The organism is Westiellopsis prolifica IICB1 (genome assembly GCF_004323185.1).
In the GTDB taxonomy this organism is placed as follows: Bacteria; Cyanobacteriota; Cyanobacteriia; order Cyanobacteriales; family Nostocaceae; genus Pelatocladus; species Pelatocladus prolificus_A.
In genome coordinates, this window is the sequence record NZ_NAPS01000002.1 from 966,157 (window position 1) to 991,720 (window position 25,564).

General features: G+C 39.4%; 24 protein-coding genes and 1 tRNA gene. 4 read left to right on the forward strand and 21 right to left on the reverse strand.

Translation table 11 applies throughout. From position 1 onward, the window contains the following. Positions 1-162 precede the first annotated feature (162 nt). The 12 genes from cpcF to B4U84_RS18545 form a co-directional block, all read right to left on the reverse strand. On the reverse strand, positions 163-801 hold the full coding sequence (gene cpcF, locus B4U84_RS18490) for a C-phycocyanin alpha-cysteine-84 phycocyanobilin lyase subunit CpcF (RefSeq protein ID WP_131119955.1): 639 nt from the start codon (positions 799-801) through the stop codon (positions 163-165). Positions 802-953: 152 nt separating this feature from the next. Further along, positions 954-1,784, reverse strand: coding sequence for a C-phycocyanin alpha-cysteine-84 phycocyanobilin lyase subunit CpcE (gene cpcE, locus B4U84_RS18495; RefSeq protein ID WP_131119957.1), 831 nt, complete (start codon positions 1,782-1,784; stop codon positions 954-956). 10 nt (positions 1,785-1,794) lie between these two features. Beyond that, a complete protein-coding gene (gene cpcD, locus B4U84_RS18500; protein ID WP_017310594.1) occupies positions 1,795-2,040 on the reverse strand; it encodes a rod-capping linker protein CpcD in 246 nt (81 codons plus the stop codon). Positions 2,041-2,230: 190 nt separating this feature from the next. After that, positions 2,231-3,097 (reverse strand): phycobilisome linker polypeptide, encoded by an 867-nt coding sequence (locus tag B4U84_RS18505; protein ID WP_017310595.1) that lies wholly within the window; start codon positions 3,095-3,097, stop codon positions 2,231-2,233. A gap of 145 nt (positions 3,098-3,242) precedes the next feature. Beyond that, complete coding sequence (gene cpcA / locus B4U84_RS18510; RefSeq protein WP_196797864.1) at positions 3,243-3,734, reverse strand: C-phycocyanin subunit alpha; 492 nt, start codon at positions 3,732-3,734, stop codon at positions 3,243-3,245. 79 nt (positions 3,735-3,813) lie between these two features. Beyond that, a complete protein-coding gene (gene cpcB / locus B4U84_RS18515) occupies positions 3,814-4,332 on the reverse strand; it encodes a C-phycocyanin subunit beta (protein WP_017310597.1) in 519 nt (172 codons plus the stop codon). 643 nt (positions 4,333-4,975) lie between these two features. Further along, entirely contained in the window at positions 4,976-5,608 is a 633-nt protein-coding gene (locus B4U84_RS18520) for a HEAT repeat domain-containing protein (RefSeq protein WP_044448222.1), read from the reverse strand. A 114-nt stretch (positions 5,609-5,722) separates the two neighbouring features. Further along, positions 5,723-6,493: a HEAT repeat domain-containing protein gene (locus B4U84_RS18525; protein ID WP_017310599.1), complete on the reverse strand. Its 771-nt coding sequence runs from the start codon at positions 6,491-6,493 to the stop codon at positions 5,723-5,725. 151 nt (positions 6,494-6,644) lie between these two features. Further along, positions 6,645-7,484 (reverse strand): phycobilisome linker polypeptide, encoded by an 840-nt coding sequence (locus tag B4U84_RS18530; RefSeq protein WP_131119959.1) that lies wholly within the window; start codon positions 7,482-7,484, stop codon positions 6,645-6,647. Positions 7,485-7,716: 232 nt separating this feature from the next. After that, a complete protein-coding gene (locus tag B4U84_RS18535) occupies positions 7,717-8,208 on the reverse strand; it encodes a phycocyanin alpha subunit (RefSeq protein WP_196797865.1) in 492 nt (163 codons plus the stop codon). Positions 8,209-8,378: 170 nt separating this feature from the next. Beyond that, positions 8,379-8,897, reverse strand: coding sequence for a phycocyanin/phycoerythrocyanin subunit beta (locus tag B4U84_RS18540; RefSeq protein ID WP_017310602.1), 519 nt, complete (start codon positions 8,895-8,897; stop codon positions 8,379-8,381). 774 nt (positions 8,898-9,671) lie between these two features. Continuing rightward, complete coding sequence (locus B4U84_RS18545; RefSeq protein ID WP_131119961.1) at positions 9,672-10,607, reverse strand: RluA family pseudouridine synthase; 936 nt, start codon at positions 10,605-10,607, stop codon at positions 9,672-9,674. A gap of 1,943 nt (positions 10,608-12,550) precedes the next feature. Between B4U84_RS18545 and B4U84_RS18555 the strand changes: the two genes are divergently transcribed. From B4U84_RS18555 to B4U84_RS18565, 3 genes are all read left to right on the forward strand, one after another. Continuing rightward, positions 12,551-13,750: a response regulator gene (locus B4U84_RS18555; protein WP_026081894.1), complete on the forward strand. Its 1,200-nt coding sequence runs from the start codon at positions 12,551-12,553 to the stop codon at positions 13,748-13,750. 713 nt (positions 13,751-14,463) lie between these two features. Then, positions 14,464-17,727, forward strand: coding sequence for a GAF domain-containing protein (locus B4U84_RS18560; protein WP_131119963.1), 3,264 nt, complete (start codon positions 14,464-14,466; stop codon positions 17,725-17,727). 444 nt (positions 17,728-18,171) lie between these two features. Then, positions 18,172-19,035, forward strand: a complete 864-nt coding sequence (locus B4U84_RS18565; protein WP_044448216.1) for an Hpt domain-containing protein — start codon at positions 18,172-18,174, stop codon at positions 19,033-19,035. Here the strand turns inward: B4U84_RS18565 and B4U84_RS18570 are convergent. The 5 genes from B4U84_RS18570 to B4U84_RS18590 all read right to left on the reverse strand — a co-directional run bounded on the left by B4U84_RS18570 (position 19,024) and on the right by B4U84_RS18590 (position 22,480). Next, positions 19,024-19,200, reverse strand: coding sequence for a HepT-like ribonuclease domain-containing protein (locus B4U84_RS18570; RefSeq protein ID WP_077166387.1), 177 nt, complete (start codon positions 19,198-19,200; stop codon positions 19,024-19,026). The genes B4U84_RS18565 and B4U84_RS18570 overlap by 12 nt on opposite strands. Then, entirely contained in the window at positions 19,182-19,964 is a 783-nt protein-coding gene (gene cobA / locus B4U84_RS18575; RefSeq protein WP_044448214.1) for a uroporphyrinogen-III C-methyltransferase, read from the reverse strand. Before cobA ends, B4U84_RS18570 begins: the two co-directional genes overlap by 19 nt. After that, complete coding sequence (locus B4U84_RS18580) at positions 19,961-20,680, reverse strand: sirohydrochlorin chelatase (RefSeq protein WP_044448212.1); 720 nt, start codon at positions 20,678-20,680, stop codon at positions 19,961-19,963. Before B4U84_RS18580 ends, cobA begins: the two co-directional genes overlap by 4 nt. Before the next feature lie 302 nt (positions 20,681-20,982). Then, positions 20,983-21,672, reverse strand: coding sequence for a manganese catalase family protein (locus B4U84_RS18585; protein WP_017310610.1), 690 nt, complete (start codon positions 21,670-21,672; stop codon positions 20,983-20,985). Positions 21,673-22,063: 391 nt separating this feature from the next. After that, complete coding sequence (locus B4U84_RS18590; protein WP_044448210.1) at positions 22,064-22,480, reverse strand: DUF4359 domain-containing protein; 417 nt, start codon at positions 22,478-22,480, stop codon at positions 22,064-22,066. Positions 22,481-22,591: 111 nt separating this feature from the next. On the opposite strand from B4U84_RS18590, the gene B4U84_RS18595 reads away from it, so the two are divergent. Further along, positions 22,592-22,664, forward strand: a tRNA-His gene (locus B4U84_RS18595). A gap of 646 nt (positions 22,665-23,310) precedes the next feature. On the opposite strand, the gene B4U84_RS18600 is transcribed toward B4U84_RS18595, so the two are convergent. The 4 genes from B4U84_RS18600 to B4U84_RS18615 form a co-directional block, all read right to left on the reverse strand. Beyond that, a complete protein-coding gene (locus B4U84_RS18600; protein WP_017310612.1) occupies positions 23,311-23,649 on the reverse strand; it encodes a hypothetical protein in 339 nt (112 codons plus the stop codon). Positions 23,650-23,757: 108 nt separating this feature from the next. After that, entirely contained in the window at positions 23,758-24,147 is a 390-nt protein-coding gene (locus B4U84_RS18605; RefSeq protein ID WP_017310613.1) for a nuclear transport factor 2 family protein, read from the reverse strand. A 229-nt stretch (positions 24,148-24,376) separates the two neighbouring features. Further along, a complete protein-coding gene (locus B4U84_RS18610; RefSeq protein WP_131119965.1) occupies positions 24,377-25,138 on the reverse strand; it encodes a DUF3598 family protein in 762 nt (253 codons plus the stop codon). A gap of 27 nt (positions 25,139-25,165) precedes the next feature. Further along, entirely contained in the window at positions 25,166-25,534 is a 369-nt protein-coding gene (locus B4U84_RS18615) for a Lin0512 family protein (protein WP_131121005.1), read from the reverse strand. Positions 25,535-25,564: the final 30 nt, after the last annotated feature.

Consider the following 25,564-nt stretch of genomic DNA (forward strand, 5'->3'; position numbering starts at 1 on the left):
AAATATTCTTGCGTTAGGACTGTCCAGGGTCAAAAGTCCAAAGTCCAAGCTAGTCTTTGACTCTGGACTGTTGACTTTTGACAACCTGATCGCAAAATATACAATTTAAATGCATAACAGCTTAGTGGTTAATGGTTAGTGGTTTGTGGTAAAAATTAACTACTAACTACTAACTACTAAACCAATCCCCAACATTTGCTTCTGAGCTAACTGTACCCTAGCGCGGATAGCGTTTTCGTCGTCGGTAGCTAGTATTTCCGCAAATGTTTCTTGGATTGGCTGTTGGAGTTCAGGTATTTTTGCCAAGGCTTGTAAACCGACAATTGCGGCGTAGCGAATTGACCAATCTGCATCTCGACAAATGAACAATAGAGTTTCCAATGCTTTAGCTTGTGCTGCTTGACGTTCTGGAATATCCAGTTTGTGAAAGCGCAAGCTTCCCAATCCTTTAGCTGCGGCGCGACGAACGCTAGGAGCAAAGTCAGTAGCAGCAGATGTCAGCAATATATCTAGGGCGCGAGGATCGGCGATCGCTGCTAAGGTACGAATTGAGTAAGCTCTAGCACCATAGTTATAGTCATCAATTTGTGCTAACAACTGTGGAACTGCTAGATCTCCCAATTGTGTTAACCCGGCGACTGCTGTGACTGCTGCGGTTGGATTGTTATAACCAAATACAGCAATTAATGTCTCAATTGCTGCTTCATCTTTGGCTGCTGCTAGTTCTTGTACTGCTGCTACTATTCGCGCTGGCGAGTCTGCTTCTGTAACAGCGCGAATCAATTTTTGGGTGTTAGTCATTGGTCATTAGACGCGATGTTCCTCGCGTCTGTACAATAATCATTAGTCATTGGTCATTAGACGCGATGTTCCTCGCGTCTGTACAATGGTCATTAGTTATTAGTCATAAACAAGCAACAAATGACAAACAACAAATGACTATTGACAATTGACTATAAAAGTGAATCCATTAAGTTCATTAGTCGTATGGCATCCTCAGAAATAGAGGAAACATCTAACTCCTGTTGAAGTTGATGTTCTAGCAGACCTTTAAGGGCAATCAATTTAAAACTATTTTCAACCTTGGCGTTGGCGATCGCATCTGCTGCGGGTAAATACCCGATAGCGCCTAAATCTCCCAAAACAACGCGGCGCATTTGAAGATTGTTAGTGTCCAACTCTTTAATTAGACGCTCTCCATAAAAAGAGTCTTGTGTAAGTTGATACATTGATCTCACTGCTGCACACTGGACTCGCGCTACTGGATATTCCAAGAAGGGTTCAATTAAGGAAATAGCCTCAGTTGCACCAATAGCTCCCAAGGCTTCTAAAACCGCTTCATATGGTTGGGTGAGATGAGGACGCCCCGGTTCTTGAACAGCAGCTGCAATACCACCGCTTAACAATTGCATTAGTCCTGGAGCTGCTGCTATATCTCCTAGCATTGCTAAGGATTGGGCTGCGGCTTCACGCACGTAGAAATCAGAGCATTCTAAGCACCTAATTAAGTGTGGTACAGCTCGAATATCGCCCAATTTTCCCAATGCTCTTGCAGCATTACGGCGCAAAGGATAGCCTCCCATTTCTGTTGTGTCGGCTTCATCCTCTAATGCCACAATCAGAGCATCTACAACTTCAAGATCACGAACACGGAACTTACCTAGCCACCAAGCGGCGTAGTAGCGGAGACTTAAATCTGGAGATTTGAGGTTAGCGATCGCTTGCTCTTTTGTTAAAGGCGAAGCATTTTCGGCAGAATATGTTTCTGCACTTGGTTCCATCATTGCCAAAGCGTTAGTTTGCTTCTGCTGTGCTTAAAGGCTCGATTTTGATGATTCTGCCGCCCATACGAGTGATCCGTTGCATTTCTTCATTCATGCGGTTGTATGGCACAGTCATGAATACGCTACCGCTATTGCGGATGTCGTAGTTATTTCTGTCGTTTTCTTCGTTTTGCCGCAACCCTACGACTTCATAACGAAACATCCGGCTGTTTGCACTAGAAATGCCATTAGCACCAACTGTGGTTTGACCGAACATGCTTGTGACTCTCCTGTAAAACTAGCTTTTGGGCAATTGTTAGGAGTTAGAAAGTCGGAGCTAAAAGTTAAGAATTAGGAGTTAAGAATTAGGAGTTGGAAATTTTATATTTTCTTTAACTCATAACTCATAACTCATGACTCATAATTCTTAACTAATAACCCCTTACTATCTAACTCATCACGATTAATTACGCTGGGGTGATGCTGACAATTTTGCCACCTTGGCGTTTTATTTGCTCCATTCTGTCCAAAAGGCGTTCGTAGGGTACAACGATCGCGTAGCTGCTACGACGCACACTAGGGAAGCCAGGGTTGCGAAGTCCAGTTACTTCGATGCGATAGGAGCGATCGCCTTCTCCGACTGCATTACCCATGTTCTTTCTGGGAGTCACATCCGCAGTTGCACGGAATCCCCAGCTAGAATTGGTACCAGATGGCCCAACAATTGAGGAAGCGCTATTGGTTGCTAACTCACGAGCTAGGCGAGTTTTTGTACCTTCTACCTGGGCGCGATCGCTATTAGCGTAACCCCGATACAAGCGAAACATTCGGGTAAAGCCGACTGTTTTCTGTCCGGTTTGGATTTCAAAACCACGATAGTAGGGGACAATATTGTCACCAAAGTTATTGAGGTATTCAACCGAATCAATGTACGAGTCGATTTCGGTATCGTATCCTTGGTTCTGATACAAGTCTAAGTGGTAAATCACCTCAGACTCATCGTATGGCGCACGACCCAATAAATGCTTGTAGTTGAGTTCGATAAACCGGGTTTGGAAGCTGTTGTAGAAAAATTTCTTTTTGTAGAGTTCTGACTTAGCAACGCTACGCACAAATTCTCGTACTGTCAAGTTTCCATCCCGCAGAAGTGATTCTGCGCTGACAAGCCGTTCTGACGCCATGATGTAGTCATTACCCAAAAGTTGGCGGTATACGGCGCGAATCACCGCTTCTACATCATCTCTGCTTGCATAAGGACGTAACTCAACTTTAGCGGCGTTGGTGCTGCTGAAAGCTTCGGTTCCTAGTCTGGATGCTGCTGCTGTAATCGGCATTTTTTCTCCCCTATTTATGTACACGCGGACTTTTGCGTGTCTGATAAATATTTTTTATCAATCCCCAGATAAAACTATGCCCGGAGCGAGATTCAACTGCTTGGTGATTCCACACAGCTGCATCCCTCTCCGGGCATTACGCTATCTAGCTTAGAGCGTTGATTGCGTAATCAATGTAGGTGTTAGCTTCGTTAGCAGCTTGACCAGATAAGCCGTGATTACCTTTGATGTGCTTCAGAGCTTCTACGTACCAGCTGGGGGACAATTCAAAAGCGCTGTTGATTTCACTCAAACCAGCAATCAAATATTCATCCAATGGGCCAGTACCACCAGCAACCAAGGAGTAGGTGATGATCCGTAGGTAGTGACCAACGTCACGAGCGCACTTGGACTTACCACGAGAATCAGCAGCATAGTTTGGGCCACTGGTTTGGGTGGTGTAGGGGAACTTTTGATATACAGCTTGAGTAGCACCATCAATCAAGCGTTGAGCATTGCTGGTCAATGCACGAGCAGCTTCCATGCTAGCAGCAGCACGTTGAAAACGACCGTTAACAGCTTGAAGCTCGGTGTTGCTCAAAAAACGACCTTGGGTATCAGCAGCTGCAATTGCTTCGGTAATGGGTGTTTTCATGATCTTAAAATCTCCTTAACGTTTCGTAATTTTTTGCCGGGATACCTAGCTTTTTGGTTCTGGGCTTTTTTGTTATGTTTTATTACGCAACAGCAGCAGCAGCGCGATCAAAGTAGCTAGCTACTTCAGAAATCAAAGCACTGCAATCACCTTTGGTGATTCCATTGGGGTCGTTAGCAATGCCGACAGCAGCTTCTTTCATTTTTTGAACACCAACTGCTACGGAAGAACCGGGAGTACCCAGAGCTTGGTAGGTTTCGCGCAAGCCATTCAAGCAACGGTCGTCAAGAACGCTAGCGTCACCAGCGAGGATAGCGTAGGTAACATAGCGCAAGATGATTTCCATATCGCGCAAGCAAGCAGACATGCGACGGTTGGTGTAAGCATTTCCACCAGGAGAAATTAATTGGGGTTGCTCTTCAAACAAAGCACGAGCAGCGTTGGTAACGATGGTGGAAGCATTGCTGGTGATGCGGTTTACTACATCCAGGCGCTTGTTGCCGTCTTTGACCATATTGCCTAGAGCATCGAGTTGTTCGCTGCTCAGGAATTCGCCTCTGGAGTCAGCCTGAGAAACCACCTTGGCAAATGCGTCTAACATGGAAGATTCTCCTAATTCCTTAATTGAGTGCTGTCTTGATTAAAACTGAAATTGTTTTATCAACTTGGATTGGCCTATAACAGACATTAAACAAGAGTGTTTCTCTTTTGCTTTTCATTTCCCCTGTTCTGAAACAGAGCCAGAAAAATGAGAAACTGGGGTGATTTTATGAGAAACTGGCAAACTTTACGAATTGAGTGCCGTCTTTCAGTTTTGCCTGTCGTTTAACCCCTCCAGCTTATGTTTATACAACGCTACAGGGGCATTATTTGTTACAAATTGTGAATAAATGAGATATACCAATAAGAAAAGCCTCAAATCCTTTACATACAAGGGCTTTAACTGAGAATAAGTTGATTTTTTTGTAACATTACTTTACAAAACAGCAAGATCGGGCGCAACTTTTCTTTGCTTATATTTTCTTAAGTTTCTTTCAATTCCAGATATAACAATCTATTCAAGTTCTAGATGAATTTGATAGACATAGCTATATGTTAAGAATTTTTAACAAAAAAATTATAAAAATTGCCTCTAATTGCAGAAAATTGTCACAAAAGTTGGCAGGAAGTTCCCAAGCATAGCTGAATGGGGGATTGGGTATGGGAAAATCATCAGATTACCCATTACCAAAAACCGTTTGTAGTTAATTTGGCAGATTTTTTGCTGTGGCTGTTGTAATACGCGATCGCACTACTTTATCTGCTTCTTGATTTAACGCCGTCTGTAAGGCTGTATAAGCTGCTGGTGTGGCAATTTCTTGGAGAGAGACCGCAGCAGCATAACGCAGTCCCCAATCCTCTGGAGAGAGTAAAGCCCAAGTTAGTTTTTCAATAGCATGGTGAATAATTGCTGGTTCATCAGTACTACTCGCGATCTTTCCGAGTCCCCTTGCAGCAATCCGACGAACATTTCCTTGACAGTGGTTAGCTACTTCTGTACCAACTACTTCGGCTAACAAATCAAATGCTCTAGAGTCGCCAATTAATGCTAAAGCTTGAATAATATATGCCTGGACGCCCTGATCAGAAGAACTACCGAAAGCAAAAATCAGTGGTTCTACGCTTGCAGGTGCTAGCTTTACTAAAGCTTCAACTGCTGCTTTGCCTACAGAAGAGTAATGATGCCCAAAAGCTTGAATTAAAGCAGAAATCGCCCTGGCTTCCGTAGTTTTACTAGCAGAAATAGTAGCAATTGCAGATACCGCATCACTTGGCACTGGAGCATTATTTAATTGCGAAATCAGTTCTTCGATATTCACAAACTTCTGTGTATTCATGATTGTTAAAGATTGCAGATATAATTGTTGATTTTGAATATTGTAAAATTGACCAAAGTTAGATCCCCTACTTCTTCAAGAAGTCGGGGATCTAATTGTTCAACAACTCGTAACTTAAAGTTGAATTAATAAATCATCAATTGCCTGAAAAATTAACTGAGTTATTTCCTGATCTGTTTGTTCTTGATCTAACAAAGCTTCTAAAATGCGTTTTAAATTTAACAGCTTTAAACTGTTAGGAACCCCAGCAGCAAGAATTGCATCTATTGCTTGACGATGGCCAACGGCTCCCAAATCAAATATGGCCGCCCAGCGCAAATACATATTGTCATGATGCAAATTATTAATAATACGTTCAATGTACTGGGGTTTTTGGGTTAAAAGAAACAAATACCGTGCCGCAGCGCACTGTACTCGTTCGGATGCATGATGGAGAAAGGGTTCTATCTGGGAATGAGCAGACCATACCTGTAAAGTCGCTAGGGCTTCTATTAAGGCTTCTAACGGTTGCTCTTGAGGAAATTGCAGCAGTTTCAGCAAAGGATCAACAGCTTGCTGATCACCAATAGCTGCTAGAGCTTGAATCACTGCTTCCCGCAGGTGCAGATCATCACATGTCAATGCAGCAATTAACGCTGGTACTGCTTGCGGGTTCTTTAATTGTCCTAAAGCACGTGCAGCTTGACGGCGTAGAGGATACCCTCCAGATGGAATACGGTACCGTTCATCAAATAGGGCTTCACACAACGCTGTACAACCTGCTTGTACCTGATGCTTTCCCAACCACCAAGCAGCGTAATAACGAATTTGGTTATCTTCGCCATTTAGTGCTGCGATCGCTGCTTCTTGAGAAAGAATTGGTTCAACAGAATATGCAACAGTCATTCGATTTTGGATTTTGGATTTTGGATTTTGGATTGGGGATCGGGGAATAGGGGAATAGGGATTGGGAAAATTCATAGGAAAAGATTCTTCCTTGTCTTCCTTGTCTCCCTTGTCCCCTTTCCCTGATCCCCGATCCCCAATCCCCTTTCTACTAAGAAGCTGGTGAAATCTTGATTATCTTACCGCCACGCTTATGAATTTCTTGGTAGGTAGCTGAGAGCCGATCATAAGGTACGGTGTAAACTTGTCGGCTACGACGGACTGCAACTTTTGTATTTAATCCACCAGCGATCGCTTCGATGATGAACATGCGACTATCTCCCAATGCAGGAGAAGTAATTAAAGTTGGTGCAATTGATGCGAAGCCAAGACCGGCGGATGATGGTGGCACAATTGAATTTGACATATTCATCGCAATTTTTGATCGCAGGCGGGAATTTTTGCCACCAAATTGCGCGTTGTCGCTGTTAGCTTTACCACGATAAAGCTCAAAAATACGGTTATATCCTACGGTCTTCATACCAGGAATTGACTGAAATCCTCGGTAATAAGGAACAACATAATTACCAAAGGCATTGTCATATTCTGAACTGTAAATGTACGATTCTATTTCAGCATCGTAACCGTTAGAAGCGTACATATCTGTGTGATATGCAATTTCTGATTGATCGTAGGGTGCGCGTCCTAGCAAATGCTTGTAGTTCAATTCAATGAACCGTACTTGGGAATTTTTATAAAAGAAACATTCCCTGTAAAATTCAGATTTGGCGAGAGTTTCTACAAATTGTTTAACGCTGATTTTCGCGTTACGTAACATTGCTTCAGCGGTGGTAAATTTTTGGCTGGCGTATACTCCTTGACGACCAAAAATTTGCTCGTAAGCAGCCCGAAATACTAGCTGCAATTCATCTTCACTCCAATTTTGACGCAGCTCGGTTTTTTTGCCTATGTCATCTCTAATTGCTAAGCGTTCTGCGACTGAAGTAGTCATCTTGACAATCGCTCCATGTTTACGAATGTTTGATTGTTTTTGTTCTTAAATACAACGAATGGCTAATTGCTAATTGCACTCTTGCTAGTTGTTAGTTGTTGGTTGTTAGTTGTTGGTTGTTAGTTGTTCCAGACAACAAACAACTATTTAACGATCAACAATTACTAACTACTAACCAGTTTCGACTAGCCATTAGCCATTAAAAAAGGACAAAGGACCTTGCTGTATAAATTTAGCTCAATGCGTTAATTGCATAGTTGATATAGGTGTTAGCTTCACCAGCAACATCACCTGTCAAACCATGATTGTCACGCACAAATTCTAGAGCTGCTACATACCAACTAGGAGACAAGCCAAGAGCGCCGTTGAGTTCTTTTAAGCCTGCAACTACGTATTCATCCAAGGGACCAGTGCCACCAACTACACAGCAGTAGCTAATAGTACGTAAATAATGATCAATGTCACGTACGCACTTAGATTTACCTTCTGGAGTAGAAGCGTACTGAGGCCCTTGCATTTGGGTAGTGTAAGGGAATTTTTGATAAACGTGATTAGCTGCTGCTTCTGCCCATTTTTGACCGTTTTGAGTAAATGCTTGAGCTGCATCTAAACCAGCACGAGCGCGGTTGAAACGACCAAATACTGCTTGCAGTTCGGTGTTGCTTAGGTAAGAGCCGCGTACATCAGCAGCGGAAATTGCTTCAGTTAATGGGGTTTTCATGATTTAATTCTCCAAAAATTGCTAACTAAAAGAACTCAAAAATTTATTGCTAAAATTTTGAACAAAGAGCCGTATATGCACTTATTTTTCTATGCCTTCTGTAATTACAAATGACTCAGGCATAATCACAAAAGACAGTTTCAAATAATTGCAATCTACGACCAGCAAAATTTTTAAGCAACGGCTGAAGCAGCACGATCAAAATAGCTAGCAACTTCAGACATTAACTGACTGCAATCACCTCTGGTGATGCCATTAGAATCGTTAGCAATGCTGATAGCAGCTTCTTTCATTTTTTGAATTCCAGAAGCTACAGCATCACCGGGAGTACCAAGAGCTTGATAAGTTTCACGTAAACCGTTCAAGCAGCGATCATCCATGGCGCTGGAATCACCTGCTAGTACAGAGTAGGTAACATAACGCAAAATGAATCCCAAATCGCGGATACAAGCAGCCTGATTACGGTGGTGGAAGCAAGCGCCGCCAGGATTGAACACCTGGGGACGTTCTGCTACTAGACCACGATAAGCATTAGCAACAATGGAGGAAGCATTGCTGGTGAGTCTGTTAACAACATCTAAGCGCTTGTTGCTATCAGCAACTACTGCTTGCAGAGCGTTGATTTCGTCACCGCTTAAGTAAGCGCCTTTTCTATCAGCCTGTTCAACTACTCTGGAAAAAGCATCAAGCATTTTTTTCTCCTCGTATTCACAGCAGCAAATTCAAATCATTAAATCACTTTATTGTTGTTAGAAGCAATTATCGGAATCACGACAAATAGTCAGCACAAACGTCGGTAAATATTGCACATAAAAACCGAATTATCATAATTGATATGTGCAAAAATTTAACCAAAAAAAGCTTTATTGTCTTGATATTTTTAAATTGCTTTCTAACCTAGTTCGTATTTTATATGTGGCTTGCGGTATTTTTTTATAAACTTTATTTAACAAGTGTAAAAACTCTAGGAGATTCCGTGAAAGCTATGAGAGAACAGGCTTATATACTAAATCGATTAATAATCAGTTTACATTACAATACTTTTATTCATTTAACTTAATATTAACATGCTATTAAACTGCCGTAATAAACTATACATACTATCTAATGTTGTTTTCGCCAAAAAGTGAACTTTCTCTTCTTTTGCGAAAGGCGATCCAATTCAAAAATCTGTATTGTAGGTAACTATTTGATGGATTTTTAATTAGAGTTAAAGTACCTAAAATCTCAATTTGAACTTTGAACAAAAAATTGTAGCTAAAAGTAAATATTTTTCAAACACACCGAAGTTTGGGGAAATGGCTAGTTTGTAAACTAACGTAAAGAAGAGTAAAGAAGATTCGTAAAGATTTCTCATTTATATTTTTATGGTCGAAATCTGGGGCTTCTAAAATCCAAAATCCATAGACGCGATAGCGGCTACCTTTGGAAGCCACTTCGTGTCTACCCGCAGGGTAATCCAAAATCTAAAATCGAATGACCGCTCGTCGTCTCAAAACTTCCAGCAGAGTAGTTAATGTTTGAGGAATCGGTGCAGTAGCTTCAATCCATTCTCCAGAGACTGGATGCTCTAATCTGAGTCGCCAAGCGTGGAGTGCTTGACCTGGTAAATTCACACCCACAGAACGTCCAGAACTATAAACAGGGTCGCCGATAATGGGATGACCGATATGGGCGCTGTGGACACGAATTTGATGGGTACGTCCGGTTTCTAATTGAAAGTGCATTAATGTATAGTTGCTCAAACGTTCAAGTATTCGCCAGTGAGTAACCGCAGGTCTTCCACCTTTTTCTGTTGAGACAACAGCCATTTTTTTTCGGTCTACTGGATGGCGACCGATGGGTAAGTCAACTGTACCGCTTTCTGTTTTTGGAACACCGTGGATGACACCTAGATATTCTCGTTGTGCGGTTTTAGCTTTAAGTTGTGCTTGGAGATGTTGATGAGCAAATTCAGTTTTAGCAATTGCGATCGCTCCTGTTGTATCTTTATCTAGTCGATGCACAATTCCCGGACGCTGCACACCACCAATTCCTGGTAGGTGAGGACAATGGGCTAAGATGGCGTTGACTAAAGTCCCATCTGGATGACCGGGTGCAGGATGAACAACTAATCCTGCTGTTTTGTTGAGAATTAATATGTGGTCATCTTCATAAAGGATATCTAGGGGGATATCTTCTGCGGTCAGTTCGAGGGGTTGAGCTGGGGGAATGGTGACACTGATGCGATCGCCCAGTCTCACAACCATCTTTTTAGATGTACAGACTTTGCTGTTGAGTTGAACTTGACCCTGTTCAATTAACTGTTGGATACGGGAACGAGATAGTTCTGTTAATTGTTCAGTAAGGTAACGGTCTAAGCGTTCTCCGGCTTCTTCTACTTGTAAACTAATTTCGGTCACAGTTGTATTGGTCTAATCTCCAGTTTTTGTAGTTTAGCTTTTCTGGAGAATAGTAGAAAGTTTTGTGTGTTGGTTGACGTTACTATTTTAACCAATTTGTTATCAGACATAGAAGAGTAACTTTATCATGCTTCTTCTCCCCCTAACACTTTACGCTTTGCTCTATTTTCATAGTGAGGGGTGACAGCAATGCTGGCGTTGCACCCATTGCCAGACTCTTCTTTTCAAGTTTATTGTTGTTGGACAAAATCAAATATATGTAGTTGTTTTGAATAGGGGTAAAATACCTTTCCCTTTTACAAGCTAAGAGAACTTAGCTGAGTTTTGGCTCACAAGCAAGCTGCTAATAAAAACGCAGAATTATTTCCTGCCAATTTTGAAGCTTGTTAAGCTGATTATTTGCTGCGTAGTTATTTTAGCTGTGCTGCACTATTAATATTGAGCATTCCAAAATACTTACTGTTAGAAATACATTCTTTTGATGGTGATATCCGGATAAAACTTGATTTCAAAAATCGAATCATATTTCTAAATTTTGTATTGTTTGATTCAAAATAAAATTTTTTTGTATCAAACATATATGTATATCAGTAAGTATACAGCTTTTATTGGTTGAATTGATGCTTTGATAGCTAGCTTGATTTTGTTGTTCTTTATCTTTAGTTACTACTTATGCTGATGAAACATTAACTTTAACAGTTCATTTCTCTTAATTGAGTCAATTTTGTATCCGGAAAATTTTTGAGATTGTGAGAATATGTACATTAACAGTCAAGATAATGCCATTTTGGCTTAAAAAAATCATATCAATCTGCTTATAATGCATTCATGATGACAATTACTATACTATTTATTCGTTTATTAACATGAACTATCAAGAGTATTTAGTTGTAATTATTAAAAAGCACAACACTCTCAAATATATAAATGTATCAACACAAACAAAATGACTAATCATTTCTTGATAGTAAGCTGAACTACATCTAAGTTCAATCTTAATTTGTGCATTTTTGTACACTTAGGTATTGATACTAAGGGAAACTAGTTTTGAAGTGAATTTACTTTTGCTTATGCAAATATTTATTATTTCACATTCTCTTTATTTATCAATAGAAATTTTCATGTTGAATTTATCTTTTTTCTTCAAATTAGAGTAATCTAAAAGTAAGGAAGATAAATTTCTAGGCATGGAGTAAATTAGTTGAATTACAGCAAAATCATCGAAGCTGAGAATTGTAATTCCTCAATGTAACTACTCATCCAGATCATCAGGACAATGTTTTAGAGGGTGTTTTCCGAACAGATGAAGAAACTGCCTTTTTGAAAGCCAATCACAGCTGCATCTTCTACTCCACTATTAAAATTCGTGCATAAATCAACCAAAAAGTGAGCATTTGTACCCTTTGTGTTTTTCTCATTTAGCGCAACTGGGTTAAAAGGACAAAGTAAAAGGGATAAATTGTTACCTTTGTTGTTTTATCCTTGGATTTTCGTAATTTCTTGCCAATACAATCAGACAAGTTAGTGACGATAATAGAACTTACGCAAACTCTACGAATCCTTGGCGTCCGACCTTACCGTAGACACGTAAGTAAGTAGCAGCTACTTCTGTGAAGTCGCTTCGCGCCTACCGTAGATAGTGGCTATGGCGTCTAAGGCGTCTTAGCGGTTTAATAAGTAAAGCTTTTTGGCTATTTTTGCGTAAGTACTGGATAAAATTAAAGTATTGATCTAAATAACCTCAGATGGCGCTATTGATGAGGTTTGCTATTGGTTTTTGAAACTAATTATCTACTTTAGGGATACTTTATTTTTTTATATGGGTATATGCACCCACACCATAAGCTAATGTTAAATAGGTGCAATATGCAGGCGCTGTTTCATGGCAACAAGTGGAGCCATTTTGCATTTGTCAATTTTGATTTTATTTGAGAGCCGTAGCCATGAAGATACTTCCTATTAATAGATACAGGTTTTATCAGTCATTACAGCCGTTATTTTTGCTGAAGAAAATCACTAGTAAATCTACTACCGGTTGTTTGCAAGTTTTTACAGCTTCGGGTTCTTGGTCAATATATGTGGAGGAGGGTAAATTAATTTATGCGTGCTGTACAGAAAAAATGTTTGAGCTGCTTTACAAACACTTGCAGCGTCTAAGTCAAAAAATACCTACTCTCCACAATGGCATCAAAGAGCAATTGCGGGCAATTTTTGAAACTGGGATTGAGAATCAAGCAATACCGAATCCAGATTATCTCGGTATTTGCTGGTTAGTCAATCAGAAGTATCTAACTCCAGCTCAAGCTGGGATATTGGTGGAACAATTGGCGTTAGAAGTTTTAGAGTCTTTTCTGTTGCTAAAAGAGGGGAGTTACGAATTTAGTCCAGAAAGCTTTTTGGATGAGATGCCAAAGTTTTGTCACTTGGATATGCGTTTGTTAGTCGAACGTAGCCAAAAGCGATCGCATCATGCATCTATCCCCAGTGGTAAAATAGAAAAATCCGGCGTTGACACAACAGCACCACGGTCAGACTCCTCTGGAGGACGCCATCTAAATCATCAATCAGCTTCCGAATTTGCTGTTACTCCCCAACAACAAACTTCCCAGAGGACATCTAAAAGCGAAGGTAAATCAAATCCAGGACAACAGCATCTCCATGTTGTTCCCCCAACTCAGGAACCATCGCCTAAACCAAGGCAAAATAATGTGTTGTCTCATCCTGTCAATCAGAACATTAATACCCGTTCACGAATTTCTCAACCAAATGCGGACAAAAAACTTTACACAGTTTTGTGTATTGATGACAGTCCCACTGTGATCAATGCTATTCAGAAATTCTTGGATGATCAGATGTTTTCTGTTATGGGGATTAACGATCCACTCAAGGCTCTAATGCAAATTATTCGCCTCAAACCAGATTTAATTTTACTAGATATCGAAATGCCAAACTTGGATGGTTATGAATTGTGTTCATTGGTACGGAAACATTCTCACTTTAAAGATACACCTATCATTATGATTACAGGTAGGACAGGTTTTATCGATAAAGCTAGAGCAAAACTTGTGAGAGCATCAGGCTATTTGAATAAACCTTTTACACAGGCAGATTTACTTAAAGAAGTATTTCAACACATTAAGTAACTGTACAAAAATTCAGTATAAATTATAGATGCACAGACTATTGTGTCATCTTCTCTTTTCTGCAACGTATAATATCATGTCCGCTTGACCACTTATATTATTCGCCCGTGTCGGTAATTGGTAATCGGTAATCGGTAAAACCAATAACAGAAACTCAATGACTAGGCTTTATATCATATGCAATTAGCTGGACTTGATATTATTAGTTATACCATTTGAAATTTGGGATTGAGGATTGCTTTGTGAGTCTGGCTTGGTATCAATCCACGTATCGCTATATTTTTTAAATTGGTATTACTACAAACATATCGGAAGCAGAATCAAACCAATTATCTCTATGCCATCACTTTTTGCTTCCTCAATGTAGATTTATTTTTGCTAGCTTATACTAATATAAAAAAGCAAGAAGCAGACGTTAATAAGCTTTGTTAAACAAGCATTTTGTTATTCTTATTTGTAGTGAAATTTTTGCCGTTACATGCTAACAAATCTCAACATTGATAGACCTATTAGCTAGTAACAGGCAGAGATTTTTCAAACTCTAATTCTTCATTTCCGAATCTCAAAATTGCCCGATAATTCCGAGCAGGGTATAGAAAGCGGATTTATCCGTGGAATTCTACGAGAAGACGGACGAAGTCCGTCTACGTGTCTACCTGTAGAGTAATCTAAAATCCAAAATTGTTTGACCCTTTGAGCATAGAGATAACTTAATGGTTAACAGAATTAATTCCGAACCGAAAAACAGTGGTTATCATCGGCGCACATTTAGAACTACGTCCGAAACAGAAACTGTACTTCAGCGCCGAAATTATTCTCTCTATTCTCCGATCAATAGTGTTATAGCATGGGCAAAACAAGTCAGCTTCCGCACCAAAGCGATCGCCTTTGCTGTGGCGATTTCCACGCTACCAAGCTTGGGAGTGGGAGCCATGACCTATTACTTAGTCAGTCAATCCCTGATCAAAGAAATAAGTAATATCAAACAAACGAGCGCCCGCAATTTAGCAGATAACGTTGAGCGATTTATGCTGAAACGGTATCAAGAAATTCAGCTATTCGCTAGCCAAAAATTTTTGATTGACTCCAAACTCCGAGATAGTTTAGATGCTGAAAATAAAGTAGCACGGCTCAGTAACTTGCAAGATATTTATCAAGTTTATGAAAGCATTGCTGTTGTGGATCTCAATGGTAATGTGTTTTTGCAAACCCCTGGTGAATCACTTCCTAATCAAAAAAATCAGGAATATTTTCAAACAGTTCTGAAAACCAATCAGCCATATATTAGCCAGCCATTTATCACTACAAATATAGAAAAATCAAAAATTTATTTGGCTGCACCAGTTAAAGATAGTGTCACGCATAAAACTATTTATATTGTCCAAGCAGTTGTACCGATACAATCTTTAGGGCAAACACTCAATAAGCTTTCCAGAATTAACGATGAGTATCAATTAATAAATCCTGCGGGTAAGATTTTTTTGGCAACAGATCAGAATCACTTGGGTAGAGATGCTCAAAAAGTGATTCCCAAATGGGAGAAATTACAAACATCGCCGCAAATAGTCACACGTATATTACGAGATCGCAAAGGTAAAGCCGAAGATTTAACAACTTTTGTTCCTTGGCAAAGGATAGCAGGTTTACCAGATTTAAATTGGCAATTAGTCTTGAGTACAGACAAAGCGATCGCCTTGGGAACCCAAAGACAATTATTATTAGCATTAGTCGTGGGAACCGTTGTAACGGCGTTATTAGTGGGTGCGATCGCTGCTATTTTAGCCAATCGTCTGACTCTACCAATTCAAACTGCCACAATGGTAGTCAAAAAACTGGCTAGAGGTAATTTTGACAGCCGTATTCATGTCCAAGGAGAAGATGAATTTGCTACCTTGGGAGCCAGTATTAACCGCATGGCTGATCAACTACAAGACTTGCTCAACAAACAAAAAATCGAAGCCGAACGCCTAAAAATGTTTACAAATATCCTCACAGCGATTCGGCAATCACTGAATTCCCAAGATTTATTTAATACTACAGTTACAGAAGCCAGACAAGCACTAGGAGCGCATCGAGTTGTTATCTATCACTTTAATCCTCACGGTAGGGGACAAGTGATCGCCGAGTCTGTCGCGCCCGGACTACCATTAACTTTGGGTGACACCATTGAAGACACTTCCATTGCTAGGCAATTAGTGGAAACCTACACAACCAATGGTATTCTGATCGCCAACAATGTCTTTGAAACAGACTTGGTTCCCGAACATCTGAGATTGATGGAAAGACTACAAGTCAAGGCGATATTAGCAACACCAATTCTCAAAGATAATCAAATTTTTGGCTTTTTGATTGCTCATTACTGCTGGGCGCCCCATGTTTGGCAACCTTTTGAAATTAATTTCTTGCGACAGCTAGCAGTGCAAGTGGGATTGGCTTTAGAACGAGTACATTTACTGGAAGTGAGCCAAGTACTTAAAGACTTTGCGATCCATTTATCTGCAACTCTTAATTCTCAGGAAATCTACAACTTGGCAGTTCAAGACATCCGTAAAGCCTTAAAAGTAGATCGTGTCCTCATCTGTAAATTTGATGAAAATTGGCAAAGTAGTATTTTAGCCGAGTCTGTAGTTGCAGGTTTACCTCACGTAGAACCAAGATTTCATGAAGCTGCTGTGCAAGATTACGGAGAAAAGTATCGTCAAGGTGGTGTACTGGCTGCTAACAATATTTATCAAGCAGGTTTTTCGGAAGTTTACGTCAAACAGTTAGAATCTTTTGCAGTCAAAGCTCATTTAGAAGCGCCAATTTCGTTGGGTGGTAATTTATTGGGCTTGTTGATCGCCCACCAATGTACCAGAACTCGTATCTGGCAGCAAGCAGAAATTGAGTTATTCGAGCAATTCGCAAGATTAATTGGACTGGCTCTAGAAAGAGCTAATCTTTTAGAACAAACTGAAAAAGCTTCCGAACAGCAACGTCAGCAAGCAGAACAACTGCAAGAACAACTCAACAGACTTTTAGATGATGTTGTGGGAGCCAAAAGAGGCGATTTAACAGTACACGTAGAAGTTAGCAAAGGCGAAATCGGTGCGATCGCAGACTTTTGTAACTTTATTGTCGAAAGCTTGCGCGAAATTGTCATCCAAGTTAAAGCAGCAGCTACTCAATTAAATAGTGCGATCGCCGAAAATTCAGGAGTAATCAGCCAGCTCGCCATTGACACATTCAAACAAACCCAGGAAATAGATCGTTCTCTTGATGTTGTTGATCAAATTCGGCTTTCGATCAAAGGCGTCGCCAAAAATGCTAGATTAGCCACAGCAGTTGCGCGTACAGCCTCTCCTACCGCCGAAATTGGCGATGCTGCGATGGATCTCACCGTCGAAAATATTTTTAGTTTGCGGGATTCAATGGGAGAAACAGCGGTAAAAATCAAGCGTCTAGGAGATTACTCCCAACATATTACTCGTCTGGCTTCCTTAATTAAACAAATCTCCTTACAAACTAACTTACTAGCAATCAATGCTGGAATTGAAACAAGCCGTGTAGGTGGAGATAGTAACGCTTTGATTTCTTTTTCTGAAGAAGTAGCTGCCCTAGCAACTGAAAGTGCTACAGTCACAGGTGAAATCGAAGGAATCGCTGCTAATATTAACCTAGAAGTTAGGGAAGTTGTCAAGACAATAGAATTAGGAAGCGCCCAGGTAATAGAAGTAACTCATTTGGTTGAAGATAGCAAACACAGCTTAAACCAAATGCTCAATGTTTGTTACCAAATTGACGAATTAGTACAGTCAATATCTCTCGCTACAGTCTCTCAAGTGCAAACTTCTAAAGAAGTCATTCATTTAATGAAAGAAATTGCGAAAGTATCTGAAATGACTGGTGGTTCCTACCGCAAAGTATCCGCTTCTCTGCAAAAAACCTTAGAAATTTACCAGCAGTTACAAGCAAGTGTTCGTAGTTTCAAAGTTTAAGTAAACAAGATCTGTTTAGATTCCCGGCTTCTTAAAGAAGTCGGGAATCTTGTTGTGCAAATAAGTTAAACAGTTCATTAGACCTCTTGCAAAAGTCGAATTAACCCCCCTCAATCCCCCCGTTAACAAGGGGAAGATTTAGTTCCCTCCCCGTAAACGTTTAGGGTTAGGGTGGGGTAAAAATATTTTTGCAAGAGGTCTATTAAGAAAAATAAAAAATTTAAATAATTGACTTTGAATAATATTTGACAGTTTTATTTGAATTACTAACTTATAATTGACTAATTATTGAGTAGTCATTATCTGTCAACTAATTCGGAATTAATAATACATACAGTAGCTGTTATTTGTCTACATAGCTTAGATATGGAGTCTTGTTTTTAATTCTGGATTACACATTCACCATGTATTCCCTTGTATTTGGTATCAAAAATAATTCCAGCTATGTTAAAAAATAGGGAAATAGAAAACCAGACAAATTTTCTCGAAGAAGCTAAGAGTAATTTGAATAACCTAGAATCTATATTCTTGCAACTCAAATCTAAATCTCAAAGCTACTCGTCAACTATTGAATTAGCCCTCAAAAACATTCATCCTATCAAAGCTGGTGCAGATATTTTAGGTTTTCCCTTGCTTAGTAACTTTGCTCACTGTTTAGAAAATGCGCTACAAACTTTAAAAAAACAGACTAACTTTTTAGAAATTGACAGCGAGTCACATAGTTTACTCTTATCCGGTGTGGAATGGTTACGTCAGATAGTGGAATTACTTTCTGTCGGCTATGTTATTGACGATCAATGGTTAGCAAGTTTTTGTTTTCCAGTTTTTGAACAATTAAAAAAACATGTGAGCGAGCAAAATTTGGCACATAACAAGACAGAACATCCACCATATAACGATCTGGAAGACATCACATTATTAATTTTTCAAACTGAGGTTGAAGAATATTTACAACACCTCAAATCTTTATTAACTAAGACAGACAAGTATAATTTAAAGTCAGAAGTCATCATCATAGCTACTCAGTTGAGTGATTTAGGAGAACTACTGAATTTAAAAGCCTTTACTCAACTTTGTCGGTCAATCATACAACACTTAGAAAAAAGTGCATCCTATGCAGATGTAACAGAAATTGGTCATTTAGCATTATTGACATGGCAGCGATCGCAAACATTGATACTGACAAAACAATTTGAGCAATTACCTACTGAGATTGTGACTAACTCAGATAAAAAAGTCAATATTATTGAGAAAATAACAGTATTTCAATCAGTGATAAAAAAGGAAAATATCAGTTTAATTACTTAAAAATCCCTCAACTATTGCTTTGATTTCTGGTAAATTATCCTCAATAATTCCCCAAATTCGATTCAGATTTACTTTCAAGTAATCATGAATTAATACATCTCGTAACCCTGCTATTTGTTGCCATGGAATACCAGGGTTTGCTGCTCTCAACTCAGCTGATGACAACCAGATAAAATCCTGTGCATATTTACAACTGCACCAATCACCACGATCGCAGGTGCTTCAAATCCAGATTGTTCAACTTGCTCTACAATTGTCCCCAATTCACCGATTAATTCTTCCTGATCTGGTCTTGTACCCCAACGTACTAAAGCAATTGGAGTATCCAGACTCAACCCCGCCTTTACCAACTCTTCGGTAATATAAGCCAGATTGTGAATCCCCATATATATTACTATCGTTTCCGAACCGTGAGCGATCGCACTCCAATTCACAGTTGGTCGATACTTACCTGCTGACTCATGACCAGTAACAAATGTCACCGAAGAACTATACAATCGATGCGTCAAAGGAATACCCGCGTAAGCTGGAGCAGCGATTCCCGATGTAATACCCGGCACAACCTCCACAGATACTCCCGCTTGCAATAATTCTTCCATCTCTTCGCCACCGCGACCAAAAACAAACGGATCACCCCCCTTCAACCGCACAACAATCGCATATGCTTGGGCTTTCTCAATCATTAACTGCGTCGTTTCTTCCTGCACCAATGAATGACGTCCCCGACGCTTACCAGCATTAATTCTTTCAGCTTGGGGATTAATCATTTCTAGAATTGCGGGACTAACCAAAGCATCATAAATCACAACATCCGCACACTCCAACAACCCCTTACCCTTGAGAGTCATCAACCCCGGATCTCCCGGTCCCGCACCCACTAAATAAACCTTCCCCTTTTCCTTGGCGTCCTTGGCGTCTTGGCGGTTCATTCTTTAATCAAATCCCAAACTAAATCAGCTAATTCTGCACTTGCTCCTAAAGGTTCTGCCAGTTGCAAATCCACATCAGGAAACTGTAATTGTAACTTTTCTATTACCTGAGCGATCGCATCAGTTATTCCACCCGCGAATAAAAAGTATGGCAAAATTGCAATTTCCCTATGTCCAAAATTCATCAACTCTTGGACTTGGAATTCTAAACTTGGAGATACAGACCAATAAGCAGTAACCGCACCTAAATTTTTCGCTATTGCTTCCACTGGTGTTTGCGAACCCGGACGGCGACTACCATGGGCCATAAGAATTCTCGCCGTCGCTGTTGTTGTGGCCAATTGCTTTGCCAACAACCACTCTAAACCAGGGTGACTACCTAAATATGGTTGTAACTCTATCAAAATATCTTGACCAACAGCCTGTCTAGCCAACGCTACCTCAGTGGGAATATCATCCATCACATGTACCCCCGGTAGCAAAAATAATGGTACAACTTTCAGGTCAATCTTCTCACAACTAGCAGAATTTCTGACAAAATTGATGATTTGCTTATGCAAAGGTTCTGGACTTAGCTCTAAACACCCTGTACCCACTAAAATTTTAGATTCAAGACTTTGGGCTTGCTGCATCACCAGCTTTGCTAATTGCTGCATCGCAATTCCTGGGCGCGGATCTCGGCTACCGTGAGATACTAGTAAACATGCAGGCATCATTAGCAAAATTACAATTTAATACATTTTTTACTGAGATTTTGCACCCAACCCTAAATTAAAACTTTGGCTTTCAGCCAAAGTTAAGTTTTTAACCTACCGGCTAGGGTTTCAACCCATTTTAATGGGTTTAAGCTTTGAGCCGAAAATTTATTTTACGGCTGATTGCAACTGGTACAAGATATCAGGTTAAATAATCTTAGCAAATTGTGAATATTATTTTTAATATTTATTGTTGGTTGCTGATAGAAAGATTATTTTCCAGCCAACAACCAACACATAACTAAGTACCAAACCCTAATTAATTAGGATTGCTTTTCGGCGACAGGATCAGCAACGTAACGGAAAGTTGGTTCAGAATTCCAAGGACCACGTTCATCCTTGCCATTTGTAGACAAGTTGTAGTAAATATCGACAGTATTATCAGGTTGAATGTTGCCAAAGAATGGATCAGTTAATTTACCCAAAGAATCTAGTGCTTTCATAAACATTTGGGTGTGAGAGATTTCTCTAGTCAAAAGATGAACGAGAGTTTTTTTCGTACCTTCATCTGGTGCTAATTTAATTAATTCTTCGTAAGTTTGACGCGCACCAGCTTCAGCAGCAATATCAGCTCTTAAATCACGTACTACATCACCACCTTCATTGACGTAATTAGCATTCCAAGCAACACCTTGGCTATCTAGTAAATGTGGTCCCATACCCCGGACAGCGAATAAAGTACTTTTATAAGCTTCTGTTTGGTCAACATTTTTGGTATGAGCTTCAATGAGTTTTCCCACCATTTCTAAATGACCAAACTCTTCTAGTGCAATATCTTGTAGCATATCCCGAATTCCAGGATTTTCACAGTGGAATGACTGAGTCCAATATTGCAAAGCTGCTGTTAATTCACCTGTTGCACCACCAAACTGCTCTAAAAGTAATTGAGCAAAACGTGGATTAGCTTCTTTGACATCAACTACATGTATTGTCTCTTTTTTATGAAAAAACATTAGTTAGTTTCCTCTCTTGAAATCTTGGAATTGACAGCAAAATAATGAGGAGAAAGCGTTCGTCAAAAAGTTAACTGCTTTATCCACTTACTAGAACTTAGTTGCTATATTTCACAACAAAGTTCTAGTAGTTACAAAAAAATATGTTTTTACGCTGCTCTATTTAAAAATGCTAAACATTACAGCAAATCTTCACCTTCTCCTAAAGAAAGACTTGCAGTTCAATTATTTATAACTAAAGTTTTATTTCTTTCTGACAAAAACTTCATTAAAATTTTATGTGATAGCAGCACAAAAAAGTTAAATAGTAAAGATTGTCATTTGTTCTTTGTCATTGGGGAAGAGACTTGTTAAATAATTCTCTTTGCACTCCCCTCCAATCCCCAATCCCTCATTGCTGTTCAGCCTTGTATGTGTAAAACTGCTCAAAAGCTCCCAGTGTCTCAAATTTATAACCAGGTGTAGAAGGTAAAACAGAGTCAACCCTCAATGCAGGTATTAGCGAATTCACATTTAAATTTGTACGATAAATACTAAAAATAATAAAATCTTGACGTTCCGTACTCTCAGCTATGATTTCCCGAATTTGCGGTTGAGCAGAATTTACTACCTGCCTGCAATTGAACTTTATGACATTTTCTAAAAATTTTGGAGTTTTTTTACAGACATTTGTGTTGAGATATTCTGTCAGTCTTTGTGCTGCGTACTCTTCATATTCCACTTGATTGGGATTAGTCTGAGTCATTACCACACCCAAAGCAGCTAGACCAAAGACTCCCACATATGTTATTGTTTTTAGAACTCTCATTTTTTGAAGGGTGATTTGCTGTAGTCTTTAGACTGAAGATTACCTAAGTCCGTTCCTTGAAAAAATTTTGGATTAATTTCTCAAGGAAGTGCTATAATAGGAAACGCAATGGCGAGCGTAGCCAAGTGGTTAAGGCAGAGGATTGTGGTTCCTCCACTCGTGGGTTCGAGTCCCATCGTTCGCCCTCAGTAGCCAGCTACAGTATATGCTTATTTGTAGCAAACTTGACAACATTCTTCAGGTTTTTCTTGTTGATGTCTGGATTTATGTATTTGTGTGTTCCCAAATCCAAAATCTAAAATGTTAACCTCTCACGAATGGTACGTTAGTAAGTGAGTCGGGATGAATTGACCGAACAATGTAAGGAAAAGTAAAACTTGAAAATTAGCCTGTAGTAAGCGCTACTGGCAAAGTATCACTGACTACAAACATTGAATTTTTGACGCCGACTTACTTAATAACATTAGAATTAAATTCAAGCAGGAAGAAGAGCTTGAATTATTGGATTTGCTACTTTGAGAAAAATTAATTCTACCCGATCCACGTTCTAGCATTGGCGATCGCTAACCTTAATAAATAAAGATAATTGTTGAATCTGCACACTGAAAAACAGACAATTTCTAGCAATACCCTGTGAAGAGAGAGGTATTTAGAAATTAGAAACTAGAGATTAGAGGATTTAGTAGTTTACACTTTAGAGCTTCACTACTTTACATATTTGCTACTGATTAGTTATGCTAAATATTAACTACTAACAACTAACCAATGTACAGATATGCTATGACATCTCTGTACATTCACTAGCAACTAACCACCAGTAGTAATAATTTTTAATCCTCATCAAGAGCAGGAAAAAATTCCTCAAATTGCCATAAATCATTTCTGTTCTCAAAAAACCAAATTCGAGTTGCTGGGGTTAATTTACTCCAAATGATTTCAGGAGAGACATGAGGAGATGCATATCGATATTCCTGACCGATAGCTTTGAGGTTTTCTGTGACATCGTCAGGAATACCAAATTCTTTCCAATCAACTTTTCTATATATTCCAGACACACCCGTAGCAGGATCAAAAATTAATTGTGCAGCTCTAATTAAGTCCGCAAAGTGTACTGGCTTGAGTTTGTTGATTTCCTGAATTTGAAGTGATTCGTTATTTTCGCGAGACATCGTTTCTGGAGTGGTCAAGAGTAATTATTTATGAGATTTACTTTGATGAGACTCCTACCCCGATGCCTCTAGTTTAGCGCATAGCAGTAAATGAGCGATCGCTTATTTCTAAGAACGCAGCTGTGCAAGCATTTGCGCCGGATTCCAATAAGCACGTGTGGTTTGAATTTTACCAAAATTGTTAATTTCAAACACTGTTATTCCTGCAAATGTCACTGATTTGTCATTTTTAGTTATTCCCTGCATAGTCCATTTGACAGCTGCTTCATTACCTGCAATAAAAATATGCTCAGTTGTCGCTTCTAATTTATTAAATACAGTTTTTAACTGATTGATAAATGCAGCAAAATTTTCATGAATTTTTGTCGGTGGTTCTCCAACCGGGTCATAACTTATAGCATCTTCTGCAAAATTTTCAATCCAGCCTTCAGCATTCATAGCGGAAATATTGGCAAAATAGTTAGCAATTAAAGCTGCGATGGTTTCTTGTGAAATCATATTCATCCTAGATTATCAAGTTAAAAGATTCACTAAAATATGAGGTTATAGCAATTTTCTGTGAAGCCGCATATTATAGCGGTTCTCAGTTGTGTGAAGTGCAGTTGAAAACCCCACCCCGCCAAAGCTGCGCTTTTGCTCCCCTCCCCGCAAGCGCTTAGGGGTTGGGGGTGGGGTCTTTGTATGCGTCTTCATATTAAATTGGTATTAATTATTCATAAATCAAGCTTTATCTATCAGCAACAAATGTTTGTAGTGTAAAATTAATAAAATCACAACTGTCATAATTGCGAATAGCACGTAGTAATAAGCTGGGATTAATTTGCCAATCAACTACGGCAAAAAAGTCTTGTATTAGTGATATTTTAGGTGGACAAGTAATCGAAATACCATCACAAAAATATAACGTTTGAAAACAATTACCTAGCTTTTCTAATTGACTCCAATAAATATCCACAGGAGATGACACTATCCAATCAGGTGTCATAGTTTTAGCTGTTCCTTTCCAATTATCAATAGATTCTATAGACTCTTTTTGAAACGCAGGAGTTGGTGTTTCTGGGAATGAAGTTAAATTTTCGGGAATAACTACGATTTTTTCTAAATCGCCAGCTTCATCATACATAATTACAACACCAGCGCGTCTATCTTCATAGCTCAAACCTGTCTCAAAACCAAAATTTGAACCTGATTCAAGCTTTGAAGAACCCCAAGAAAAAGCATTATCTAAAAATAAGGCTCTGGTAATCGGTTTTTGATAAGGGCCAAAAGTCTTTGTCTCCTTTGTACCGTCGGCGTATGTATAGTGATTTTGGTGAAATATTTGATTACCATCGGCACTATTTTTAAAACTTCTAATACAATGAAAGCTCTCTATTATTTGTCCATCAGCAGAGTATCTTGTCCAAGTGCCATACCAATCTCTATTGACATGATATCGACAAAAATTATCCCAATTTTGTATTTGTGCTGCTGTATTGTCTGTACTCATAAATTTTGTTGTGAATGCTTTAATGACTCATTCTTCATTCTCAATTAGGACTGTAACAGCAGCGACAGCTATCAACATTTCGTCATTTTTATCATCAAGTTCAGGGATAGCTTTACCTTGAACAACCATTCCCCCAGACTCAACACTCAAGGATTTACGACCAAAAGGTAATACAGATAATACCTCTTCTTGGCGGACTTGTTCAGGGTAGGGTACTGCAACTTGCACTTCTACAATCATCTCATTCGGATGACTCAAGCCCGCTACCTCCCAAACACCAGGTAAAGCATTGTTGGCGATCGCATTTCTCACAGCCCTAGCTGCTGCTACTGTTGGATCTTGTCCATGCTGATCTATCCCCATTCCCATTTCGATAATCAACCGTTTACGCGCCATAGTCATAGGATTTTGGATTTTGGATTTTGG